Origin of the sequence: Nonomuraea sp. NPDC050733 (assembly GCF_040654215.1) — a bacterium.
GTDB lineage: Bacteria > Actinomycetota > Actinomycetes > Streptosporangiales > Streptosporangiaceae > Nonomuraea.
Genome location: NZ_JBFAHO010000001.1, coordinates 654,856 through 672,714 on the forward strand (window position 1 = coordinate 654,856; position 17,859 = coordinate 672,714).

Below are 17,859 nucleotides of genomic sequence, written 5' to 3' on the forward strand. Positions count from 1 at the left end.
GCCCGCCAGCGACCTCAACACAAGCCGCCCTGCCCCTGGTAAGGTGAGTTGAATGCTCGCCCCGGAAGGATAATCCGAGCATAGTCAGCACTACAATGAAGTTGTCTCTACGACTGAAGCGGAAGCCAGGGGTTGACTTGACGTTCGCCCCTGGCATTCCATATGTCACTGTTGATGAGTCATGCCCCACTCAAGAGTGGGAGCATTACTCGGATATATGCTTATATTCTACGGCAGTACCTCCTTCTTCCCAGAAGACCCACAGCCGACCACATGTGGGACACCGCAGGACTTCCAGTGCTCGACCGAATAGTATCGAGCTATCGAGGTCGACATCGAATTCGCGCCGCGAGAGCAGCAGCATACTGCAATCCGGATCGTCGTCTCGCAGAATGGTGTTACACTTACATTTCATCTTGGCCATCACGATTCTCCGATGAACCTGACGTCGCTGATGCTGTTTGGATCTTTGCCCCAGCTTCGCAGCATACCTTGCACGCGTACAAGGGCGTTCTCGAAGTCGGCGGCCGTCAGACCAGTTCCCCGCAGATCCACTATTACTCCACCTCCGTGAACCTGCGAAAATTTCTTCGCCGTGTTGGTCAAGATATTCTTGACCGTTTTCCCTGTCGGTGTATATACATCCCACCTGATGCCGTTTACCAGGAGATCACTTGTAAAACCATCTGCGCGAGAGCCGATTGGATCTCTAAGGACGACCTCATTGCCTTCGTCCGCCAGGAAATTGGCCGCATCGAGTTCTGACTGTGAAGGATTTGTTGCTGCAATTGTAAGGCTGCCGGCCTTTCTAGCGACCCTGCTACCCTTGCCGAATATCTTGCCAATTGCCCTGCCGGCCCATTTGCCGATCTTGGTGAAGGGTATGAGTCCGACAGCGGCCCAGGCACAGTCGCCTGCACTGCCTTCGGCGCATCCGATCTCCTCCTCGAAGAGTGCCTTGAACCAGTTCTGGTAGCCGGTCTTGGCGGCCTCGTAGAGGGAGGGGTCCTCGGTGAAAGTGGCCGTGAATGACGGGCCGTCGTTCGGACACCCGTAGCCGATGCACGAGCTCTTCGTTGCCTTGGTTTTCGAGATGTACGGGTTCTGGGTGTGCCGCGGGTCTTTGACCCTCTTTTCGACGTCTTTTCGCCAGGCTGTGTAGCCGCCGTTCCTTCCGTTGGCCCAGTCGTCGGGGATGTGGCCGTCGACTTCGATGCCGGTGATGGGGTTGCCGCCGGTGAAGGCGTAGCGGTTGCTGGTCCAGGGGTCGGTGCCGAGGCTCAGGTCGTCGAGGGCGCCGTTGTAGCTGTCGAGGTTGAGGAAGCGGTTGAGGCCCGGGTTGTAGTTGCGGAACCCCATGTCGTACATGCCGGTGGAGTTGTCCCAGCGCTTGCTGTTGAAGCGGTAGGGGTTGTACTCCTCTTTGGCCGTGGGATCGACCGGGTCGGGTTTGTCAATGCCGGCGAAGAGTTTGTCGTCGTTCTTGCCGTAGGCGGTGTAGCCGTAGGTGGCGCGGGTGTCGCCCGTTTCCGAGGTGATCTGCTCGACGTCGGTGTGCGGGTTGTAGCCGTAGTAGGACGACTCCTCGCGGTTGTCCTCGGTGAACTTCACCTGCGACAGGCGTTCGCCCCAGGGCGAGTACTGGAAGGACTTGACCAGCTTGCCGGCCACCTCTTCGTCCAGGACTTCGGCGGACAGGCCGAGGTAGGAGTAGGTGGTGGTCGTGGCGGAGGCGGTGCCTTCCTTCTCGGTCTTGGTGGTGGTGCGGTCCAGCGGGTCGTAGGCGTAGGCCGTCACCGTGGAGGTGGCGCCGTCGCCGCCGAGCTTCTCGTGCCGGGTGACGTGGTCGAAGCCGTCGTAGGTGTACTTCTCCCAGATCTTGCCGCCGCCCTGGATGGTGCGCAGCCGGCCGTACGGGTCGTAGGTGTAGGTGGAGGTCTGGCCGTTGGTGACGGAGGTCAGCAGCCGGTTGCGGTCGTAGGTGAAGGTGGTCTTCTTGCCCAGGACTGTCTCTTCGTAGACGTTGCTGTTGGCGTCGTGCCAGTACGTCTCGGTGTCGGGGGTGCCGCCGCCGGCCGGGGTCTTGACCGTCTTGGTGATGCGGTCGCGGGGGTCGTAGGTGTAGGTGTACTCGTGCTCCAGGTAGGCGCCGGGGCTGTCGGCGTTCTGGATCTTGGCGTTGTCGCGGGCGCGGTGCAGGTTGCCCTGGTAGCCGAGGGTGTGCTCGGCCACGACCGTGGCGTTGGGCTTCTTCTCGATGGAGTGGCGAAGGACGCCGGACAGGAAGTAGTCGTAGTCGACGGTGTTGCCGTTGGCCTTGGTCTCCTGCAGGCGTTCGGCGCGGGGAGTGTAGGTGTAGCGGGTGGTCTTGGGCTGGGTGTCGGTGGCCGACTTCTTGTTGACGACCTCCTCGACCAGGTCGCGGACGTCGTAGCCGTAGGTGGCGAGCGTCTTGTCGTGGGTGCGTTCCACCACCGCGCTGTTCTCGTTGTAGCGGTAGGTGGTGGTGTTCTTCAGCGCGCCGTCGAGCTTCTCCTGGATCTGGTCGATCTGGTTGAGGTTGGTGTAGGTGATGTCCCACAGGTCGATCTTGGCTGTGGGCGACCTGTCCTCGATCGTGGTGAGGTTGGCGTTGGGGTCGTAGGTGTAGGTGAAGTCCTTCTTCTCGGTGTCGGTGTCGCCGGAGTTGTCGCGGACGAGTTTGACGGCGTCGGCGACGACGGTGCCGTTGGCGTCGTCGGTCAGCTTGACAGCGCTGGTGTTGCCGGCGGTGAAGGTGTAGGTGCCGAGTTCGACCCAGGTGCCGGGATTCTTGGTCTGGTCGATCGTCACGTCGGCGGTGCCGCCGTCGTGGGCGATCGTGCACTTGGCGTTGGTGGCGGTGGCTCCGGCCGGGTACTGGGCGTAGAGCTTGTAACTGCCCGCGGCGGGGGTGGTCAGGTTCCAGGTGAAGCTGCTGGCGCCGGTGCCGGCGGGGGCGACGGCGTAGTCGTAGCCGACGAAACCAGAGGTAGCGGCGACTGTCGGGCCGGCGATGTTGGACGAGGAGGTGCCGCCGCCGGTCGTGGTCCACGAGCCGACCGCGGTGACCTGACCGACGTCGGAGTTGTCGCCGAGCACGACGTCGAGGCCGAGAGGTACACCGTCGTCGGAGTGGGTCTTGAGCTTGCCGTCGGGGTAGTACGACCAGTCCAGCGCGCGCTGGGAGGAGCCGCCCGCCGAGGTGACCGTGCGGTTGGTCTGCAGACCCAGGTCGTCGTAGTCGTAGGTGGTCTTGATGTCCCACGGGTCGGTTGTCGTCTTCGACCAGCCGTTGTCCCAGTACGACATCGTGGAGACGTTGCGGACGGTTTGGGCGTGCGACGGCGGGTGGGAGATCTCCTTCAGCCGGGAAACCGCGTCGTAGGCGTAGAAGACCGAGTCGGGTTTGTTGTAGACCGGGTCGTCTGGGTCGAAGGGGTAGATCTCCTCGGCTGGCCGGTTGAGCTTGTCGTACTTGGTCTCGTTGATGAAGTCGGCGGGGTCGTCGGGGGTCTCGACGCCGCGCGGGGTGATGACCTTGGTGCGGTTGCCCACCTGGTCGTAGGTGAACTGGGTGATGACGTATTTGATGACGCCGTCGGTCTCGGAGTGCGGGACGCGCGTTTCGGTGACGTCGCCGCGCTTGTTGTAGACCGTGATGGTCTTGTTGTTCTCCTGGTCGGTCTGGCCGACCACCAACCCGTCGAGGTCGTAGTCGGTGCTCGTCTGGTGTCCGGCCGCGTCCTTGACGGTCTTGACCTGGTGGTTGCCCTGGAGGGCATGCGGTGGAGCATGCTGCTCGTGACCGCCGGGCTCGTCCTGACGGCGGCCAGGACACCGACCCTGGCGCGGGGCGGGCGCCGGGCCACCGAGGCGTAAGGCGGTGGATACCGGTGAGCACCATGACCTTCACCCCGGACGGCCGACTGGTGTACTCCTTCCCCGGCGCCTTCGCGGCCGTGGAGGTACTTCGGCTCCACGAGCAAGAGCCTGTCGCCCGCGCTGCGGCTCGGCTGGATGGCGCTGCCCGGCCGGCTGGTGGACGACATCGTCGCCGCCAAGGGCCCGCGCGAACTCTCATCGGGCGTCATCGACCAGCTCGCCCTCGCCGACTTCATCGTCCGCGGCGCCTACGACCGCCACCTGCGCCGCATGCGCAAGATCTACCGGCGTCGTCGTGGCCTGCTCACGGCCACGCTCGCCGAACGCGTTTCGCACATCACCGTCAGCGGCATCGCCGCCGGCCTGCACGCCGTCCTCGACCTTCCCCCGGGCACCGAGCAAGCGGCGCTCCGCGCCGCCCGCCGCCTCGGCCTCGCCCTGGACGGCCTGAGCCCCTACCGGCACCCCGACAGTACGATGCCGCCACGTGACGGCCTGGTCATCGGCTACGGCACACCGCCCGAACACGCGATCACAGCCGCCCTGGACGCCCTCTGCCTCGCCTTGCCCGGCCCACCGTAGAAGCGCGTCGCCCTCCAAGGTCCGCGGCCCCCCGTACGCGGATCACGTCCGGGGGCGCTGCGGCTCGGGCGACAGGGCCTCGACCAGGTCGCGGATGATGCTGCGGTGATCGCCGGGCCGCCACGCGAGGGCCAGCACGCTCGGGGACAGACCCGTGACGGGGATGGTCATGATCCCTGGCCGCCGGTAGATCTCGGCGTTGCCCTCGGCGAGCAGGACGATGGTGCCGCCGGCCTCGAGCGCCGCGAAGGTCTCCTCGGCGTTCGTCACGGTCGTGCAGACCACCGGTGGCCGCCCGCCGCGCTCGTCGGTCGCGAGCCAGTGGTCGCGGAGCGAGCCGGCGCTCTCGGGCAGCGCCAGGAAGTTCTCGTCCAGGAGCTCGGCGAAGTCGACCTCGTCCCGCTTGGCCAGCCAGTGGTCGTTCCGGAACGCGACCCAGCGCGGCTCGCGGGCCACCACCCGGACGTTGAGATCGTCCTGACCGGGGAACGGCAGCCACACGAACGCCACGTCGACCTCGCCCTCGGCCACGCCCGCCGTGGGGTCGGTCCAGTTGACCTGGCGCAACCGCAGGTCACAGTGCGGACGGCGTTCGGTGAACCGTTCCCGCAGCGTTCCCAGGAGCCCGCGTCCGACGCTCGTCGACATGCCCACGGTCAGCCGTGCGGCTTCGGCGGCGGCGGCGTCGCCGACGGCCCGCTGGGCCTCGTCCCACTGCTGGAGCAGCTCGCGGGCGGCCGGCAGCAGCGCCTCGCCCGGCGCGGTGAGCCGCACCGCGCGCCGGTCACGGTCGAACAGCCTCACCCGCATCAGCTCTTCGAGCTGGCGTATCTGCTTGCTGAGCGTCGGCTGCGAGATGTACAGGCGCTCGGCCGCGCGGGTGAAGCTGAGCTCCTCAGCCACGGTCACGAAATACCTGAGGTCACGCAGATGAGTATCCATAGCCGTTGGCTATTACAGCAGATATTGGACGTGCGGTGAAGGTCGGCACCAGGATTGCGGCATGAGCACCACGGAGGATCGCCTGGCGATCATCGAGACCTGCACCCGCATGGCCTGGCACGCCGACCAGCGCGAATGGGACCGGCTGGCCGGGATATTCGCGGACTCGGTGACCCTGGACTACACCAGCCTGAACGGCGGCGAGCCTGCCCTGCTGACGCCGGCGCAGATCGTCGAGGCCTGGTCGGGCCTGCTCGGCGCGTTCGACGCCACGCAGCACCTGATCACGAACCACCTGGTGACCGTCGACGGCGCCACCGCGGTCTGCACGGCGTCGTTCCAGGCCACGCACCGCCTCACCGATCCGTTCGGCTCGCAGCTGTGGACGCTGGGCGGCACCTACCGCTTCGACCTGGTCCGGTCGGACGGCGCGTGGAAGATCGGCGCTGTGGTGATGACCGCCACCTGGGCCGACGGCAACCGGAACCTGATGTCCCTGGCGGCGGGCAGCCGATGATCGCCCTCGTGACCGGCGGCAACCGGGGGATCGGCCGGGAGGTCTGCCACCAGCTGGCGGCACTCGGCCACACCGTCCTCCTCACCGCCCGCTCGACGGCGGCGGCCGAGGCCGCGGCCAAGGAGCTCGGAGGTGACGTCGTCCCGCTCCGGCTCGACGTCACCTCCGAGGAGGACATCGCGGGGGCGGCTGCCGCCGTCGCCGAGCGGTACGGGCGGCTGGACGTCCTCGTCAACAACGCCGCCATCACCTACGACACCTGGCAGGGCGCCGTGTCCGCCGATCTGGACGTCGTCCGCGAGGCCGCCGAGACGAACCTGTACGGTCCCTGGCGGCTGATCCAGGAACTGCTGCCGCTCCTGCGCGAGAGCGCGCACCCCCGCATCGTCAACGTCTCCAGCGAGGCTGCCTCGCTGACCAACATGGGCGGCGGCACCCCGGCGTACAGCGTCACCAAGGCGGCCCTCAACGCCCTGACCCGCATGCTGGCGGCGGAGCTCCGCGGTGACGGCGTCCTGGTGAACGCGATCTGCCCGGGCTGGGTCGCGACGGACATGGGAGGCCCGGGCGGCCGTCCCGTCTCCGAGGGCGCGGCGGGCGTCGTCTGGGCGGCCACGCTGCCCGATGACGGCCCGACCGGCGGGTTCTTCCGCGACGGCCGTCCGCTCCCTTGGTGACCGCCCTGTGGTGACCACTCTGTGAAGGACAATGACATGATCTTGGTGACGGGCGCGACGGGCAACGTCGGCTCCGAAGTGGTCCGGGCTCTGGCCGCGGCCGGTGAGCCCGTCCGGGCGCTGGTGCGCAAGCCGGACGTCGCGCCGCTGCCGGACGGCGTCGAGGCGGTGACGGGCGACCTCAACCGGCCGGAGACGATGACCGCAGCGCTGGCCGGGGCCCGCGCGGTGTTCCTGCTCCCCGGGTACGAGGACATGCCGGGCCTGCTGGCCGAGGCCCGGCGCGCGGGAGTGGAACAGGTCGTGCTGCTGTCCGGCGGCTCGGCCGGGAGCGGCGACATGACCAACGCGGTGACCCGTTTCATGGCGGCGTCCGAGTCCGCCGTGCGGGAGTCCGGGCTGCCGTGGACGTTCCTGCGGCCGAGCGCGTTCATGTCCAACGCCCTGCGCTGGCTGCCGCAACTGCGCTCCGGCGACCAGGTGCGGGTCGCGTTCCCGGACGTCCGCGCGGCGAGCGTCGACCCGTACGACATCGGGGCCGTCGCCGCCCGCGCGCTGCTGTCGGACGACTATCGAGGCGAGATCCTCCGGCCGACCGGCCCGGTCGCGATGCCGCCCGCCGACCAGGTGGCCGTGCTGGCCGAGGTCCTCGGCCGCGATCTGCGGTTCGTGGGCCTGACGAACGAGGAGGCGCGCACCGACCTGCTGGCCACCATGCCCGCCGAGTACGTGGACGCCTTCTTCGACTTCTACGTGAACGGCTCGCTCGACGAGTCGATCGTCCGCCCGACCGTGCGCGAGGTCACCGGCCGCGAGCCCCGCACCTTCGCGCAGTGGGCACAGGCCCACGCGGACGCCTTCCGCTGACCCCTCGCATCTGCCTCCAACTCCACGAAAGCTCCAGATGAACCAGAGAGTGCGGCGCCTTCTCGCCGCAGGCTCCGCCGCCGCATGCGCGTTCGCGTCGGTGGCGGGCTGTTCGAACGACGACAAACCCGCGGCGCCGCAGGCGCGGACGGCGGAGCCGGGACGCTTCGCCTCGTCCAACCCGGGCTCGGTCAACACCTACTGGATCCAGGCGCCGGAGGGCCTGGTCATCGTCGACACCCTGCGCACCCCGGCCGATGCCCGCAAGGCGGTGGCGGAGATCAAGAAGACCGGCCGGCCGGTCGCCGCCATCCTGCTCACCCACTCCCATCCCGACCATGTGGGCGGGGCGGGCGCCTTCCACGAGGCGTTCCCGAAGGCCCCCGTCTACGCGTCCAGGTCGACCGACAGGACGATGCGGGAGGACAAGAGGGGCTTCTACCCGCTGGCCCGTTCGGCCAATGCGGACTTCCCCGCCAAGGTCACCTACGCCGACCGGACCTTCGAGGACGGCGCGCCGTTGCAGGTGGGCGGCCTCCGTTTCGAGACCGCCACGTACGTCCACGGCGAGTCCGACACCGCGGACGTCTACTTCCGTCCCGACACCGGCGACCTGTTCTCCGGTGACCTGGCGACCGGCAAGGTCACGCCCGCGCTGATCGAGGGGACCAGCTGTGGCTGGCTCCAGATCCTCGATCAGCTCGGTGGGCGCTTCCCGGGGGCCAGGACGATGTACCCGGGACACGGCGCCGCGGGCCCGGCCCGCGCACTGATCGACGAGCAGCGCCGGTATCTCCGGGCGTTCCGCGGTCTGGTCCGGCCGGCCGTCGCCCCGGACTCGCCCGAGGGCAGGAAGGTCGGCCCCGCCGAGCAGAAGTCGATCGTCGCCGAGCTGGACCGCGCCTACCCCGGCTTCCCGCCGGTCGCGGACCTTCCGACCATCGTCCAGGAGAACATCAAGGCCGTCGCGCGGGAGCTGTCCGCCGAGGACCCCGCGAAGACGCCCGCCGCCTGCGCGGACACCCCTCAGGGCGGGGCGGAAGCTCCTCAGGACGGGGCGGACGGGCTGCTCGCTCCGGTGAGCGCCTACGTCACCGCGGTCAACGGCCGCGACCTCGACGCGCTGGCGGGGGCGTTCGCCGCCGACGCGGAGCTCGTCGACGTCGGGCGGCGCTTCCAGGGCCGCGCCGCGATTCGCGACTGGGCCCGGGCCGAGGTCATCGGCGGCACCCTGACCGTCATCAGGGTCGCCGAGAACCGGCCCGGTCACCAGCGCCTCCTGGTGCGCTTCGCCCCCGGCGGCCAGGGGGGCTTCGAGGCCTTCTACGCCTTCACCGTCGACGGCTCGTCCATCACCAGAGCCGAACTGACCTATGCGAACTGATCGAGAGGAACGAACGTTCATGACCACCGTGCAGAAGGTGACGTTCTCCGCCGGAGACGTGACGCTGACCGGGAACCTGTTTCTGCCCGCCGGCGCCGACGCCGGTCCTGTGCCGGGCATCGTGGTGGCGGGCACCTGGACGAGCGTCAAGGAGCTGATGGCCGACCGCTACGCCGAACGGCTCGCCGACCGCGGCTTCGCCGCCCTGGCCTTCGACTTCACCGGCTACGGCGAGTCCGAGGGCGAGCCCCGCGACTACGAGGAGCCGGAGCGGAAGGTCCGCGACATCAACCATGCGGTCACCTTCCTCGCCGGACACCCCGCGGTGGACGCCACCCGTCTCGGCGCCCTCGGCGTCTGCGCGGCCGCGATGTACATGAGCGGGAACGCCGTCGACGACCCCCGCGTCCGGTCGCTGGCGCTCGTCGCGCCCTGGCTGCACGACCCCGAGATCTGCCGGGAGGTGTACGGCGGTGAGGAGGGCGTCGCGGCCAAGCTCGCCGCGGCCGCGCGGGCCCGCGCCACGTACGAGGCGACCGGCGAGGTCGAGTACGTGCCGGTCGTCAGCGGCTCCGACCCTCGCGCCGCGATGCCGTTCGACATCGACTTCTACCTCAACCCCGACCGCGGTGGCCTCCCGCAGTGGCCCAACCGCTTCGCGGTGATGGCCTGGCCGGGCTGGCTCGGCTACGACTCGATCTCCCTCGCCTCCCGCCTCACCCAGCCCGTCCTGCTCGTCCACAGCGAGGACGCCGCCATCCCGCACGGGGCTCGGCGCTTCCACGCCGCGCTGGCCGGGCCCAAGGAGTTCGTCTGGACCGAGGGCGACCAGTTCGCCTTCTACGACCAGGAACCGCAGGTCACGACGGCGGCGGACGCCGCGGCGGCCCACTTCGCCCGCACGCTGCCCGGCGCGTAGCAGGCGGACGTGCGTGCCCTTCGCCATGACGGCGGAGGGGCACGCCGCAGATCACCTCACGCACACGGACGCGCCGTGCGCGCGGGCCGCCGTGCGGGTGCTGATCGCCCAGGTGGCGAGGGCGCAGAGTGCGAGCGTCGCGCCGAGGGCGGTGGGGCCGATCCAAGCCCGTGGCGTCGTACAGGGCCGTCGTCGCGGCCGCTCCCAGGGCGGAGCCGAGGGAGTAGAAGACCATGTAGGCGCCGATGGTGGTGCTGGTCCGGTCGGGGTAGGCGGCGGTCAGCGTGTGCTGGTTGCTCACGTGCACGGCTTGGACGGCGAAGTCGAGCAGGATCACGCCGAGGACCAGCAGCGGCAGCGACCAGGGAACGGGGCCGTGATGGCCCCGTTCCCCCTGTTCTGTGTGCCCACTGGAGATCCGCCCCTGTGGCCGCTGTCAGGGCTAACCGAGCGGCCACAAAGGGCCTGCTCAGGGCCTCCCAAATCAGATTCGAACTCCTAATCTGAAGGCCCCGCACGCTGCCGAACAACAGATACGGCGGCCACACGACGGGGTGCGCGAACGACCTCGCGCCATCGACCCCAAGGAGTAAAGGATCTGTGCCATCGAATGATGACCCTCTAGCTGTATTGACCCGCAGCGTTGTTGACGCGGCTGATCGGGGGTTGGCCTCCGAGTGCGGTGTGGCAGCGGTGGTGGTTGTAGGTGTGCAGGAAGTCTTGCAGAGCCGCGGCGCGTTCGGTGTTGATGGTGTAGGGGCTGATATAGGCCCATTCGTCGAGCAGGGTGCGGTTGAAGCGTTCGACTTTGCCGTTGGTCTGCGGCCGGTAGGCGCGGGTGCGTTTGCCGGTGGCGCCGAGATCGGCCAGGGCTTGCTGCCAGGCGGTCGCTTTGCGGTAGCTCCAGGCGTTGTCGGTCAGGACGCGTTCGATGCGGCTGATGCCGCAGGTGGCGAAGAATGCTGCTGCCCGGCGCAGGAATGCGGCGCAGGTGGCGGCTTTCTCGTCGGGGTGGATCTCGCTGTAGGCGATGCGGGTGTGGTCGTCGATGGCCGAGTGGATGTAGTCGTAGCCGGTGGTTCGACGCCGGTCGGGGCAGGCGGCGCGGCCCAGGGCGCGCCAGCCGCCGCCGTCGGGGATACGACCGAGCTTTTTGACGTCCACATGCACCAACTCGCCGGGGCGGTCATGTTCGTAGCGGCGAATCGGCGTGCCGGTGGGCCGATCCAGCCAGGCCAGGCGGTGCAGACCGTGGCGGGTCAAGATGCGATGCACCGTGGAAGGGGCCAGCCCGAGAATCGGCCCGATCCGAGCAGGGCCGAGCTTGCGGCTGGTGCGCAGCCGGCACACTTTCTCCTCGACCTGCGGCGGTGTGCGGTGCGGTGTGGAGCGTGGGCGGCTGGGGCGATCGAGCAGACCGGCCGCGCCCAGCTCGCGCCAGCGTCGTAACCATTTGTAGGCGGTGGGCCGGCAGATGCCCATCTCCGCGGCCACATGTGCGACCGGGCGGCCGGACAAGATGCGCTCAACGAGCAGACGGCGTCCATGGACGGTCAGCCGGGCGTTACGGTGGGACACGAAGCCTCCGTGTGGTGCTGATTCGACACCTTCACCACACCGGAGGCTTCTCTTTTGATCAAGACCCCACTGTCAACAACGCTCGTGGTCAATACATCTAGCTCGTGCCTCCGAAGAGCCGTCAGCAACCGACACGTCTGAGAACACCTGGCGAACAACTGAAGAGGTCGCCGCGATGCTCAAGGTTGATCCGTCCACCATCCGCCGCTGGCGCACCGCCCGGCCGCCCCAGGGGCCACCATTCGTTCGCCTGAGCGCACGGTTGACGCTCTACAACATCCATGACGTCCAGCGCTGGCTGAATCAGCACCGCATCGACCCTCGCGAGGTGGCCTGATGGCGCAACGACGTGAGCTGCCGCCCATCGGCATCGTGCTCGCCTCCGATGTGGAGATGCGTGTCGGCAAGAACGCTTACCGGGCGCGGGTGAGGTGGTTCGATCCCGTCACCGGGGCAGAGGCGGTCCAAGTCGATCGCTCTGCCTACCGAGGACGCGGCGGCAGAGTGGATCGAGGAGATGGAGGACGCCGCTCGGGGCGGCGTAGACCCGCACACGGCGACGACGACGCTCGCCGATTACGGCGAGCGCGTCATGCACCTGGCGGTGCGAGGACTGGAGGCGAAGACCCTCGACCCGTACATGGCGGGCTGGCGCAAGCGAGTGGTTCCCAGCCTCGGGCACATCGCTGTCCGCATGATCACAAATGGAGCGGTGGATCGGACCGTCCACGCGTGGATCGCCGACGAGTGCAGTCGCTCCACTGTCAAGAACAGCCTGGCCATCCTCGTCCGCGTTATGGAGCAGGCCGTGCGGGACAACATCATCGACCGCAACCCCGCCCGGATCACCGGCTGGCAGAGCGAGTACAAGAGAGCCGAAGACGAACTGGATGACCCGCGGGCGCTCGCGCTACCCAACTGGGCGGCCTTGGAGCGACTGGCGGAGGCACTCGTGGAACGTTCCATTGACTGCTACGAGGGGTGGGGTGAAGTCGTGATCTTCGCGGCGTGCACGGCCGCGCGCATCGGTGAGGTCTCCGGAGTGCGTGTCGGAGACATCGACATCACGACGTGGACCTGGACGGTCCGCAGGCAGACAACGCCAAGCCCGGGCGGTCTCGCCGACAAAGGCACGAAGGGCAAGCGGGCCAGGAAGGTCCCGATCATCGCCGAGATTCGAGAGCTGGTGCTGCGACGTCTTGAGGCCGCCGGCAACGATCCGAGTGCCCGGCTGTTCACCGGTCCCAGAGGGGGCCGCATCACCACTGCGGTTCTGCGGGACGCGACACACTGGGACGAGGTCGTGGCGAAACTCGGCTACGAACACCTTCGCCGGCACGATCTCCGCCACACCGGTCTCACCTGGATGGCCGACGCGGGAGTCCCGGTTCACGTGCTCCGGAAGATCGCCGGCCACGGGTCTCTGACCACCACTCAACGCTATCTCCACCCGGACAGCGACTCCCTCGTGGCGGCGAGCAACGCCTTGAGCGCCCACCTCACCCAGGGCTGGTCCCAAACTGGTCCCAAGCTCCGGGCGGTGTAGATGATCGGCATGATCGCGGAGAGAAGCAGAAAGACCGGCCTACCTGGGCTTTCACCCAGGCCGACCGGCCTTGTATCACCGTCGGGACGACAGGATTTGAACCTGCGACCCCTTGACCCCCAGTCAAGTGCGCTACCAAGCTGCGCTACGTCCCGGTGTGTGTCCGTCCCTGTGGGGCGAGACGTCATAACCTTAGCGCACATCGGAGGTGCCTGTGCACAGCGCGGGCGGGAGCGGAGGCGGCCTTGGGGCGTAGGGCGGCGATCGATCGCGGGGAGCTGGCGAGGCTCGTGGCCGAGGGGTGGCACGTGCGGGAGCTGGCCGCGCACTTCGGCGTGAGCGAGTCCGGGGTGCTCCAGGCGAAGCGCGCCGCCGGGCTGGTGAAGCCGACCCTGGATCATGGCCGTGCCGTGCCGTGGAAGGTGTCCCGGGAGCACATCCAGTCGGGGCCCGCGACGAACCTGCGCAACCTGTCCGCCGCCGCGCAGGGCAAGCCGCCCGCGTCCGAGCGGCTGAACACCGCGCTGCGGTGGGCGCAGCGGCTCGTCGACGCCGGGCTTGACGTGGCGTACGACCCCGTGGAGGGGTTCCGGGAGGTGCCTGCCGGGGCTGGTCGTTCGCATGTCGCGGGGGTGCTGGCGGAGGCGAGGGAGGCGCTGGACGCCGGGTGATCCTTTCCCGGGGACAGGGGCCTCCACGGGGCGGCCGGCAGGGGCCTGTGGCCGGTTCCTGAGCGTTTCGAGAGCCGGCTCGGGGGCAGGCGCTGGTCTCAACACAGAGACCGGAGGCGAACATCATGTCCACCTTGATCTGGGTGGTCGTCGTCGTGGTCGCGGTGGTGGCGATCGCCGCAGTCGGCTACGTGGTGCTCCAGCAACAGCGCCGCAGCCGCCTCCGCGCACGTTTCGGCCCCGAGTACGAACGCCTGATGGCCGAGCACGACAGCAAGAAGGAAGCCGAGCAGGAGCTGCTGGCCCGGGAGCAGCGGCACGCCGAGCTCGACATCCGCCCCCTGTCGGAGGAGACGCGCAACAGCTACGCCAAGCGGTGGACCGAGGTGCAGGAGCGCTTCGTGGACGCGCCCGGCTTCGCGGTGACCGAGGCGGACCAGCTCGTGACGTCCGTCATGGCCGACCGCGGCTATCCGACGGAGAACTTCGAGCAGCGGCTGTCCGACTTGTCCGTGGTGCACGCGTCGACGCTCGACCACTACCGCAGGGCGCACGAGATCAGCGGGCGCGCGGCCCGTAAGGAGGCCTCCACGGAGGAGCTCCGGCAGGCGATGGTCCACTACCGCGCGCTCTTCGAGGAACTGCTGGAAGAGACGACGCGAGGACGGTGAGGGACGTGGGTGACGAGATGAGAGTGCCGCACCAGCGGGCCGACGAGCGGCCCGGTGACGAGCACCTGGGTGATGAGCGCCCAGGTGGCGAGCACTGGAGCGGGGAGCGGCGGGACCCGTCGAACGACCACCGTCACGGTGCGCTGGACGACGTGCGCGGCGACGACGACGTGCGGGCCGCGCGGCCCGAGGACGACGACCTGCGCATGATCGTGGACGACGACCGCGACGGCGGCCGGGCGGCCATGGGTGGTGGACCGGCGCGCGGCACGGGTGACGACGTCCTGGTGCACAGCGGCGGCGATGCCGATGGAGATGACGCCGGCGTCCACGGAGGGCGCGACGAGCTGGATGACGAGGACGACGTACCGGGGCCGAATGACGACGGCGCGCGGCGGGAGCCGTACGCGACCGGCGTCTCCACCGGGCCTGGTCCCGCGGTGGACGAGGACGTGGCGGGAGCGGACGGCGGCGCGGCCCCGTCCCACGCGGCGCCGGCCGAGATCGTGCTGTTCGACCAGGACCCGGCCGAGGTCCAGGCGCGCTGGCGCGAGCTGCAGGCCGGTTTCGTGGACGACCCGAACGAGGCCGTCCAGCGGGCCGACGGGCTCGTCGGCGAGGTCGTCGAGGCGCTCACCAGCGCGCTGACGTCCCGCACGAGCGAGCTGCGCCGCCGCTGGAACGACTCCGACGGCGATGACGGCGGGCGGACCGACACCGAGCAGCTCCGCCTGGCGCTGCGCGAGTACCGGACCGTGCTGGAACGGCTGCTGGCCCTGTCCGGCGGCGGCACCACGGCAACTCCCGGCGTCACCACGGCGCCGGCCACCACCACGGGCACCACCACAGGGACGAGGTGACAGGCTCATGCTCGCGATCGTCGCGGCCATCGTGTTCGGGCTGGGGTTCCTGCTCGACTTAGTCAACGTGCGGATACCAGGCGGCATCTCCGGCACGACGTTCATGCTCCTCGGTCTGATGTTCCTCGCGCTGCACCAGGCGGGTGTGGGGACGGCGAGCGTCCGCAGCGGCACCGGCGGCTGGCGCGGGCGGACCAGGAGGTAGGACCGGCATGACAGGTCGGACCCCCGGACGGCGAAGGTCCGGGGGTCTTTCGTATGAAGCGGTCACTTGGCGGGGAAGCGCATGGTGACCGTGCTGCCACCGGCGCCGACCCGCAGGTTGAGGTCGGAGGAGAGCATGCGGGCGACCCACAGCCCCATCCCGCCGACCGAGCCGGGCATGGGGCCCGGCTTCCAGGCGCCGTGGTCGTGCACCTCCACCACGATGTCGTCGCCGTCCGCCCATATCCGCGCGCGGGCCTCGACGTGGCCGTGGGTGACGGCGTTGGTGGCGACCTCGTTCACCGCGATGACGAAGTCGCCGATGGCCTCCTCGGGCATGCCGGCGCCGCGGGCCTCGGTCTCGGCGAACTGCCGGACCTGTGGCAGGTCCGGCAGCCGGAAAGCGATGTTCCTGGTGGGCGTGCCGGGTGGCGGGCCCATGAGGCCCGCGTCGTGAGGATGCCCGTCCTCGTGCACCCGGCGTTCCGCCCTCTCAGCCGACAAGCTCGGCGCGCAGCTGGTCGAGGACCTTGCGCAGGATCCGGGACACGTGCATCTGCGAGATGCCGAACTCCGCCGCGATCTCGGCCTGCGTCATGTTCCCGAAGAAGCGCAGGAGCAGGATGTGCTTCTCGCGGGAGGGCAGGGCGTCGATGAGCGGCTTGACCGCCTCGCGGTCGACCATGGTGGCGAGGGTGTCGTCGTCCTCCGGGATGACGTCGCCGAGCGAGGCGGCGTCGTCGTCGGTGCCGAGCGGCGCGTCCAGCGACAGCGTGCTGTAGGCGGCGGAGGCGTCCAGCGTGAGCAGGACGTCCTCCTCGCTGATGTTCATCTTGGCGGCCAGCTCGGCGACCGTCGGCGAGCGGCCGAGCGTCTGACTGAGGTCGGCGACGAGCCGGTTCAGCTCGGAGCGGCGCTCCTGGTAGAGACGGGGTACGCGGATCGCCCAGGTGCGGTCGCGGAAGTGGCGCTTGACCTCGCCGGTCATCGTGACGACGGCGTAGCCGCGGAAGGCGTGGCCGAGGGTCGGGTCGAAGCCGTTGATGGCCTTCATCAGACCCACGTACGCGGCCTGGAGCAGGTCCTCCAGCGGCTCGCCGCGGTAGCGGTAGCGCCGGGCGATCTCCATGGCCAGCGGGCGGTGCATCTCCACGATGCGCTCGCGCAGCCGTTCCCGCAGGCTGTCGGGGGTGTCGATCCTGACCATCTCGGCCAGGAGCTCTTCGGCGGTCAACTCCTCGAGAACGAGTTCCTGCAGAGCCATCGCTGCTCCTCATATGGGTCGCAGGGGCGCCCTCCACAGAAAAAAGCCCATGCAGAGGCACGCCTCGCGTCTAACTTCGAGACGGAAGCCCTCTGCTGGACTTCGGCTCCAGTATGCCCCATCCCGCGGGACGTATGCCTCCCTACCGCGGTGACAGTAGGGTTGCTCCGTGACAATGTCGGAGAACGGTGAGGGCTCTGTGGCCGCTCTGAGCCTTACCTCGTCGACCGTGAACGAGATCACTGTGGTCAAGGTCGACGGGGTGCTCGACGCGACGACGCGCGAGCAGTTCGCCGACTACCTGTCCCTGTCGGGCCCGGATCTGATCCTGGACCTGGCGGGAGTGACGTTCATGGACTCGCGCGCCCTGGGGCTGATCGTGCACCAGTGGCAGACCAGCCTGGCCGCCAGTTCGAGGTTCGCCCTGGTCGGGGTGGAGTACTCGAAGTCCAAGGTGATGTGGATCACCGGTTTGGCGCAGCGGCTGCCGCTGTACGACACGCTCGACGACGCGCTGGCGGCGTTCGGCTGACCCGGGGCGCCCCTCAGCGGCGGGACTTTCGCTGGTGCTCGTCCACGAGCAGCCTGGCGAGGTCGGCCACCTTGACCTGGTGGTGCTGGGAGATCCGGCGCAGCTCCTCGAAGGCGGCCTCGGCGGTGCAGCCGCTGGTCTGCATGATGATGCCCTTGGCCTGGTCGATGACGGCCCGGCCGTTGAGCGCCTCCTGCAGCTGGGCGGCGTCGGTGCGGACCTCCTCGAAGTCCCACATGTTCGTCATGGCGACGCCGACCTGCTGGGTCAGCATCTCAGCGAGCGCGTGCGCGGCCACCGGGGAGAACGCGCCGGGCCGTACGGAGTAGAGGCCGACGAGCAGCAGCGCGGGGGCGACCTTGATGGGCAGGACGAGGACCGAGCGGACCCCCCAGCGGTTGGCCAGGGCGGCGTAGCGGGGCCAGCGGCCCTCATCGAGCACGTCACCGATCACGACCTGGCCGGCGGTGCGGCGCGCGTCGACAGAAGGTCCCTCCCCCAGGCGGCGCTCCTCCTCGGCCAGCGTGATGAGCTCGCTGTGCGAGCCCGAGACGAGGACGCGCTGGTCGCGCCAGTGCTCGGCCGAGCTGCCCGAGCAGCCGGGCACGCCGTCGGCCAGCGCCGTGGTGAGGCCGCGCAGCACGCTCTCGGTCGAGGTGGCCTCGTCCAGGCGGCCGAGGGCCGCGAGGTCGCGTGCGAGGCCGGGAGTGATCATCGTCACGGTCGATTCCATAGGTTCGCC

At 68.9% G+C, this 17,859-nt stretch carries 20 protein-coding genes and 1 tRNA gene; 14 read left to right on the top strand and 7 right to left on the bottom strand.

Annotation, left to right across the window (positions count from 1 at the left end):
• Positions 1 to 423: 423 nt before the first annotated feature.
• Positions 424 to 3,717, bottom strand: a complete 3,294-nt coding sequence (locus AB0H64_RS03040; protein ID WP_357619448.1) for an RHS repeat-associated core domain-containing protein — start codon at positions 3,715 to 3,717, stop codon at positions 424 to 426.
• Positions 3,718 to 3,750: 33 nt separating this feature from the next.
• On the opposite strand from AB0H64_RS03040, the gene AB0H64_RS03045 reads away from it, so the two are divergent.
• Both AB0H64_RS03045 and AB0H64_RS03050 read left to right on the top strand, forming a co-directional pair.
• Positions 3,751 to 3,900, top strand: a complete 150-nt coding sequence (locus tag AB0H64_RS03045) for a hypothetical protein (RefSeq protein ID WP_357619450.1) — start codon at positions 3,751 to 3,753, stop codon at positions 3,898 to 3,900.
• Between the two features lie 138 nt (positions 3,901 to 4,038).
• Positions 4,039 to 4,485 carry a hypothetical protein gene (locus AB0H64_RS03050; protein ID WP_357619452.1) on the top strand — a complete coding sequence of 149 codons (447 nt, stop codon included), beginning with the start codon at positions 4,039 to 4,041 and terminating at the stop codon, positions 4,483 to 4,485.
• A gap of 42 nt (positions 4,486 to 4,527) precedes the next feature.
• Here AB0H64_RS03050 and AB0H64_RS03055 read toward each other — a convergent pair whose 3' ends face one another.
• Entirely contained in the window at positions 4,528 to 5,427 is a 900-nt protein-coding gene (locus AB0H64_RS03055; RefSeq protein ID WP_357619454.1) for a LysR family transcriptional regulator, read from the bottom strand.
• A 61-nt stretch (positions 5,428 to 5,488) separates the two neighbouring features.
• On the opposite strand from AB0H64_RS03055, the gene AB0H64_RS03060 reads away from it, so the two are divergent.
• From AB0H64_RS03060 to AB0H64_RS03080, 5 genes are read left to right on the top strand one after another with little or no spacing between them, the layout of a single operon-like run.
• A complete protein-coding gene (locus tag AB0H64_RS03060; RefSeq protein ID WP_357619456.1) occupies positions 5,489 to 5,944 on the top strand; it encodes a nuclear transport factor 2 family protein in 456 nt (151 codons plus the stop codon).
• On the top strand, positions 5,941 to 6,621 hold the full coding sequence (locus tag AB0H64_RS03065; protein WP_357619458.1) for an SDR family oxidoreductase: 681 nt from the start codon (positions 5,941 to 5,943) through the stop codon (positions 6,619 to 6,621). Before AB0H64_RS03060 ends, AB0H64_RS03065 begins: the two co-directional genes overlap by 4 nt.
• 36 nt (positions 6,622 to 6,657) lie before the next feature.
• Positions 6,658 to 7,488, top strand: a complete 831-nt coding sequence (locus tag AB0H64_RS03070) for an NAD(P)H-binding protein (RefSeq protein WP_357619460.1) — start codon at positions 6,658 to 6,660, stop codon at positions 7,486 to 7,488.
• Positions 7,489 to 7,525: 37 nt separating this feature from the next.
• Positions 7,526 to 8,872, top strand: a complete 1,347-nt coding sequence (locus AB0H64_RS03075) for an MBL fold metallo-hydrolase (RefSeq protein ID WP_357619462.1) — start codon at positions 7,526 to 7,528, stop codon at positions 8,870 to 8,872.
• 19 nt (positions 8,873 to 8,891) lie between these two features.
• Entirely contained in the window at positions 8,892 to 9,791 is a 900-nt protein-coding gene (locus tag AB0H64_RS03080) for an alpha/beta fold hydrolase (RefSeq protein WP_357619464.1), read from the top strand.
• Between the two features lie 621 nt (positions 9,792 to 10,412).
• On the opposite strand, the gene AB0H64_RS03085 is transcribed toward AB0H64_RS03080, so the two are convergent.
• A complete protein-coding gene (locus tag AB0H64_RS03085) occupies positions 10,413 to 11,369 on the bottom strand; it encodes an IS481 family transposase (RefSeq protein WP_357619466.1) in 957 nt (318 codons plus the stop codon).
• Between the two features lie 91 nt (positions 11,370 to 11,460).
• Here AB0H64_RS03085 and AB0H64_RS03090 point away from each other — a divergent pair, with 91 nt between their 5' ends.
• A complete protein-coding gene (locus AB0H64_RS03090) occupies positions 11,461 to 11,706 on the top strand; it encodes a helix-turn-helix domain-containing protein (RefSeq protein WP_357619714.1) in 246 nt (81 codons plus the stop codon).
• Positions 11,707 to 11,886: 180 nt separating this feature from the next.
• The gene (locus AB0H64_RS03095) at positions 11,887 to 12,915 is read left to right on the top strand and encodes a site-specific integrase (protein WP_357619468.1); all 1,029 of its coding nucleotides are present in this window, start codon (positions 11,887 to 11,889) and stop codon (positions 12,913 to 12,915) included.
• An 81-nt stretch (positions 12,916 to 12,996) separates the two neighbouring features.
• Here AB0H64_RS03095 and AB0H64_RS03100 read toward each other — a convergent pair.
• A tRNA-Pro gene (locus AB0H64_RS03100) sits at positions 12,997 to 13,070 on the bottom strand.
• A 90-nt stretch (positions 13,071 to 13,160) separates the two neighbouring features.
• Between AB0H64_RS03100 and AB0H64_RS03105 the strand changes: the two genes are divergently transcribed.
• The 4 genes from AB0H64_RS03105 (at position 13,161) to AB0H64_RS03120 (ending at position 15,322) form a co-directional block, all read left to right on the top strand.
• Entirely contained in the window at positions 13,161 to 13,586 is a 426-nt protein-coding gene (locus AB0H64_RS03105; protein ID WP_357619470.1) for a hypothetical protein, read from the top strand.
• Positions 13,587 to 13,711: 125 nt separating this feature from the next.
• Positions 13,712 to 14,257, top strand: a complete 546-nt coding sequence (locus tag AB0H64_RS03110; protein ID WP_357619472.1) for a hypothetical protein — start codon at positions 13,712 to 13,714, stop codon at positions 14,255 to 14,257.
• A 5-nt stretch (positions 14,258 to 14,262) separates the two neighbouring features.
• Positions 14,263 to 15,117, top strand: coding sequence for a hypothetical protein (locus tag AB0H64_RS03115; protein WP_357619474.1), 855 nt, complete (start codon positions 14,263 to 14,265; stop codon positions 15,115 to 15,117).
• Positions 15,118 to 15,124: 7 nt separating this feature from the next.
• Positions 15,125 to 15,322 (top strand): hypothetical protein, encoded by a 198-nt coding sequence (locus AB0H64_RS03120; RefSeq protein ID WP_357619476.1) that lies wholly within the window; start codon positions 15,125 to 15,127, stop codon positions 15,320 to 15,322.
• Between the two features lie 62 nt (positions 15,323 to 15,384).
• On the opposite strand, the gene AB0H64_RS03125 is transcribed toward AB0H64_RS03120, so the two are convergent.
• A complete protein-coding gene (locus AB0H64_RS03125) occupies positions 15,385 to 15,798 on the bottom strand; it encodes an ATP-binding protein (RefSeq protein WP_357619478.1) in 414 nt (137 codons plus the stop codon).
• 16 nt (positions 15,799 to 15,814) lie between these two features.
• Positions 15,815 to 16,585 (bottom strand): SigB/SigF/SigG family RNA polymerase sigma factor, encoded by a 771-nt coding sequence (locus AB0H64_RS03130; protein WP_357619480.1) that lies wholly within the window; start codon positions 16,583 to 16,585, stop codon positions 15,815 to 15,817.
• A 175-nt stretch (positions 16,586 to 16,760) separates the two neighbouring features.
• Between AB0H64_RS03130 and AB0H64_RS03135 the strand changes: the two genes are divergently transcribed.
• Positions 16,761 to 17,117, top strand: a complete 357-nt coding sequence (locus AB0H64_RS03135) for an STAS domain-containing protein (protein WP_357619716.1) — start codon at positions 16,761 to 16,763, stop codon at positions 17,115 to 17,117.
• 13 nt (positions 17,118 to 17,130) lie between these two features.
• Here the strand turns inward: AB0H64_RS03135 and AB0H64_RS03140 are convergent, their stop codons facing one another.
• A complete protein-coding gene (locus tag AB0H64_RS03140) occupies positions 17,131 to 17,850 on the bottom strand; it encodes a GAF and ANTAR domain-containing protein (RefSeq protein ID WP_357619482.1) in 720 nt (239 codons plus the stop codon).
• Positions 17,851 to 17,859: the final 9 nt, after the last annotated feature.

Excerpts from the sequence above, each read along its gene's own strand:
- AB0H64_RS03050 (WP_357619452.1), top strand. The coding sequence starts at position 4,039 with ATGGCGCTGCCCGGCCGGCTGGTGGACGACATCGTCGCCGCCAAGGGC.
- AB0H64_RS03055 (WP_357619454.1), bottom strand. The coding sequence starts at position 5,427 with ATGGATACTCATCTGCGTGACCTCAGGTATTTCGTGACCGTGGCTGAG.
- AB0H64_RS03060 (WP_357619456.1), top strand. The coding sequence starts at position 5,489 with ATGAGCACCACGGAGGATCGCCTGGCGATCATCGAGACCTGCACCCGC.
- AB0H64_RS03065 (WP_357619458.1), top strand. The coding sequence starts at position 5,941 with ATGATCGCCCTCGTGACCGGCGGCAACCGGGGGATCGGCCGGGAGGTC.
- AB0H64_RS03070 (WP_357619460.1), top strand. The coding sequence starts at position 6,658 with ATGATCTTGGTGACGGGCGCGACGGGCAACGTCGGCTCCGAAGTGGTC.
- AB0H64_RS03075 (WP_357619462.1), top strand. The coding sequence starts at position 7,526 with ATGAACCAGAGAGTGCGGCGCCTTCTCGCCGCAGGCTCCGCCGCCGCA.
- AB0H64_RS03080 (WP_357619464.1), top strand. The coding sequence starts at position 8,892 with ATGACCACCGTGCAGAAGGTGACGTTCTCCGCCGGAGACGTGACGCTG.
- AB0H64_RS03095 (WP_357619468.1), top strand. The coding sequence starts at position 11,887 with ATGGAGGACGCCGCTCGGGGCGGCGTAGACCCGCACACGGCGACGACG.
- AB0H64_RS03110 (WP_357619472.1), top strand. The coding sequence starts at position 13,712 with ATGTCCACCTTGATCTGGGTGGTCGTCGTCGTGGTCGCGGTGGTGGCG.
- AB0H64_RS03120 (WP_357619476.1), top strand. The coding sequence starts at position 15,125 with ATGCTCGCGATCGTCGCGGCCATCGTGTTCGGGCTGGGGTTCCTGCTC.
- AB0H64_RS03130 (WP_357619480.1), bottom strand. The coding sequence starts at position 16,585 with ATGGCTCTGCAGGAACTCGTTCTCGAGGAGTTGACCGCCGAAGAGCTC.
- AB0H64_RS03135 (WP_357619716.1), top strand. The coding sequence starts at position 16,761 with ATGTCGGAGAACGGTGAGGGCTCTGTGGCCGCTCTGAGCCTTACCTCG.
- AB0H64_RS03140 (WP_357619482.1), bottom strand. The coding sequence starts at position 17,850 with ATGGAATCGACCGTGACGATGATCACTCCCGGCCTCGCACGCGACCTC.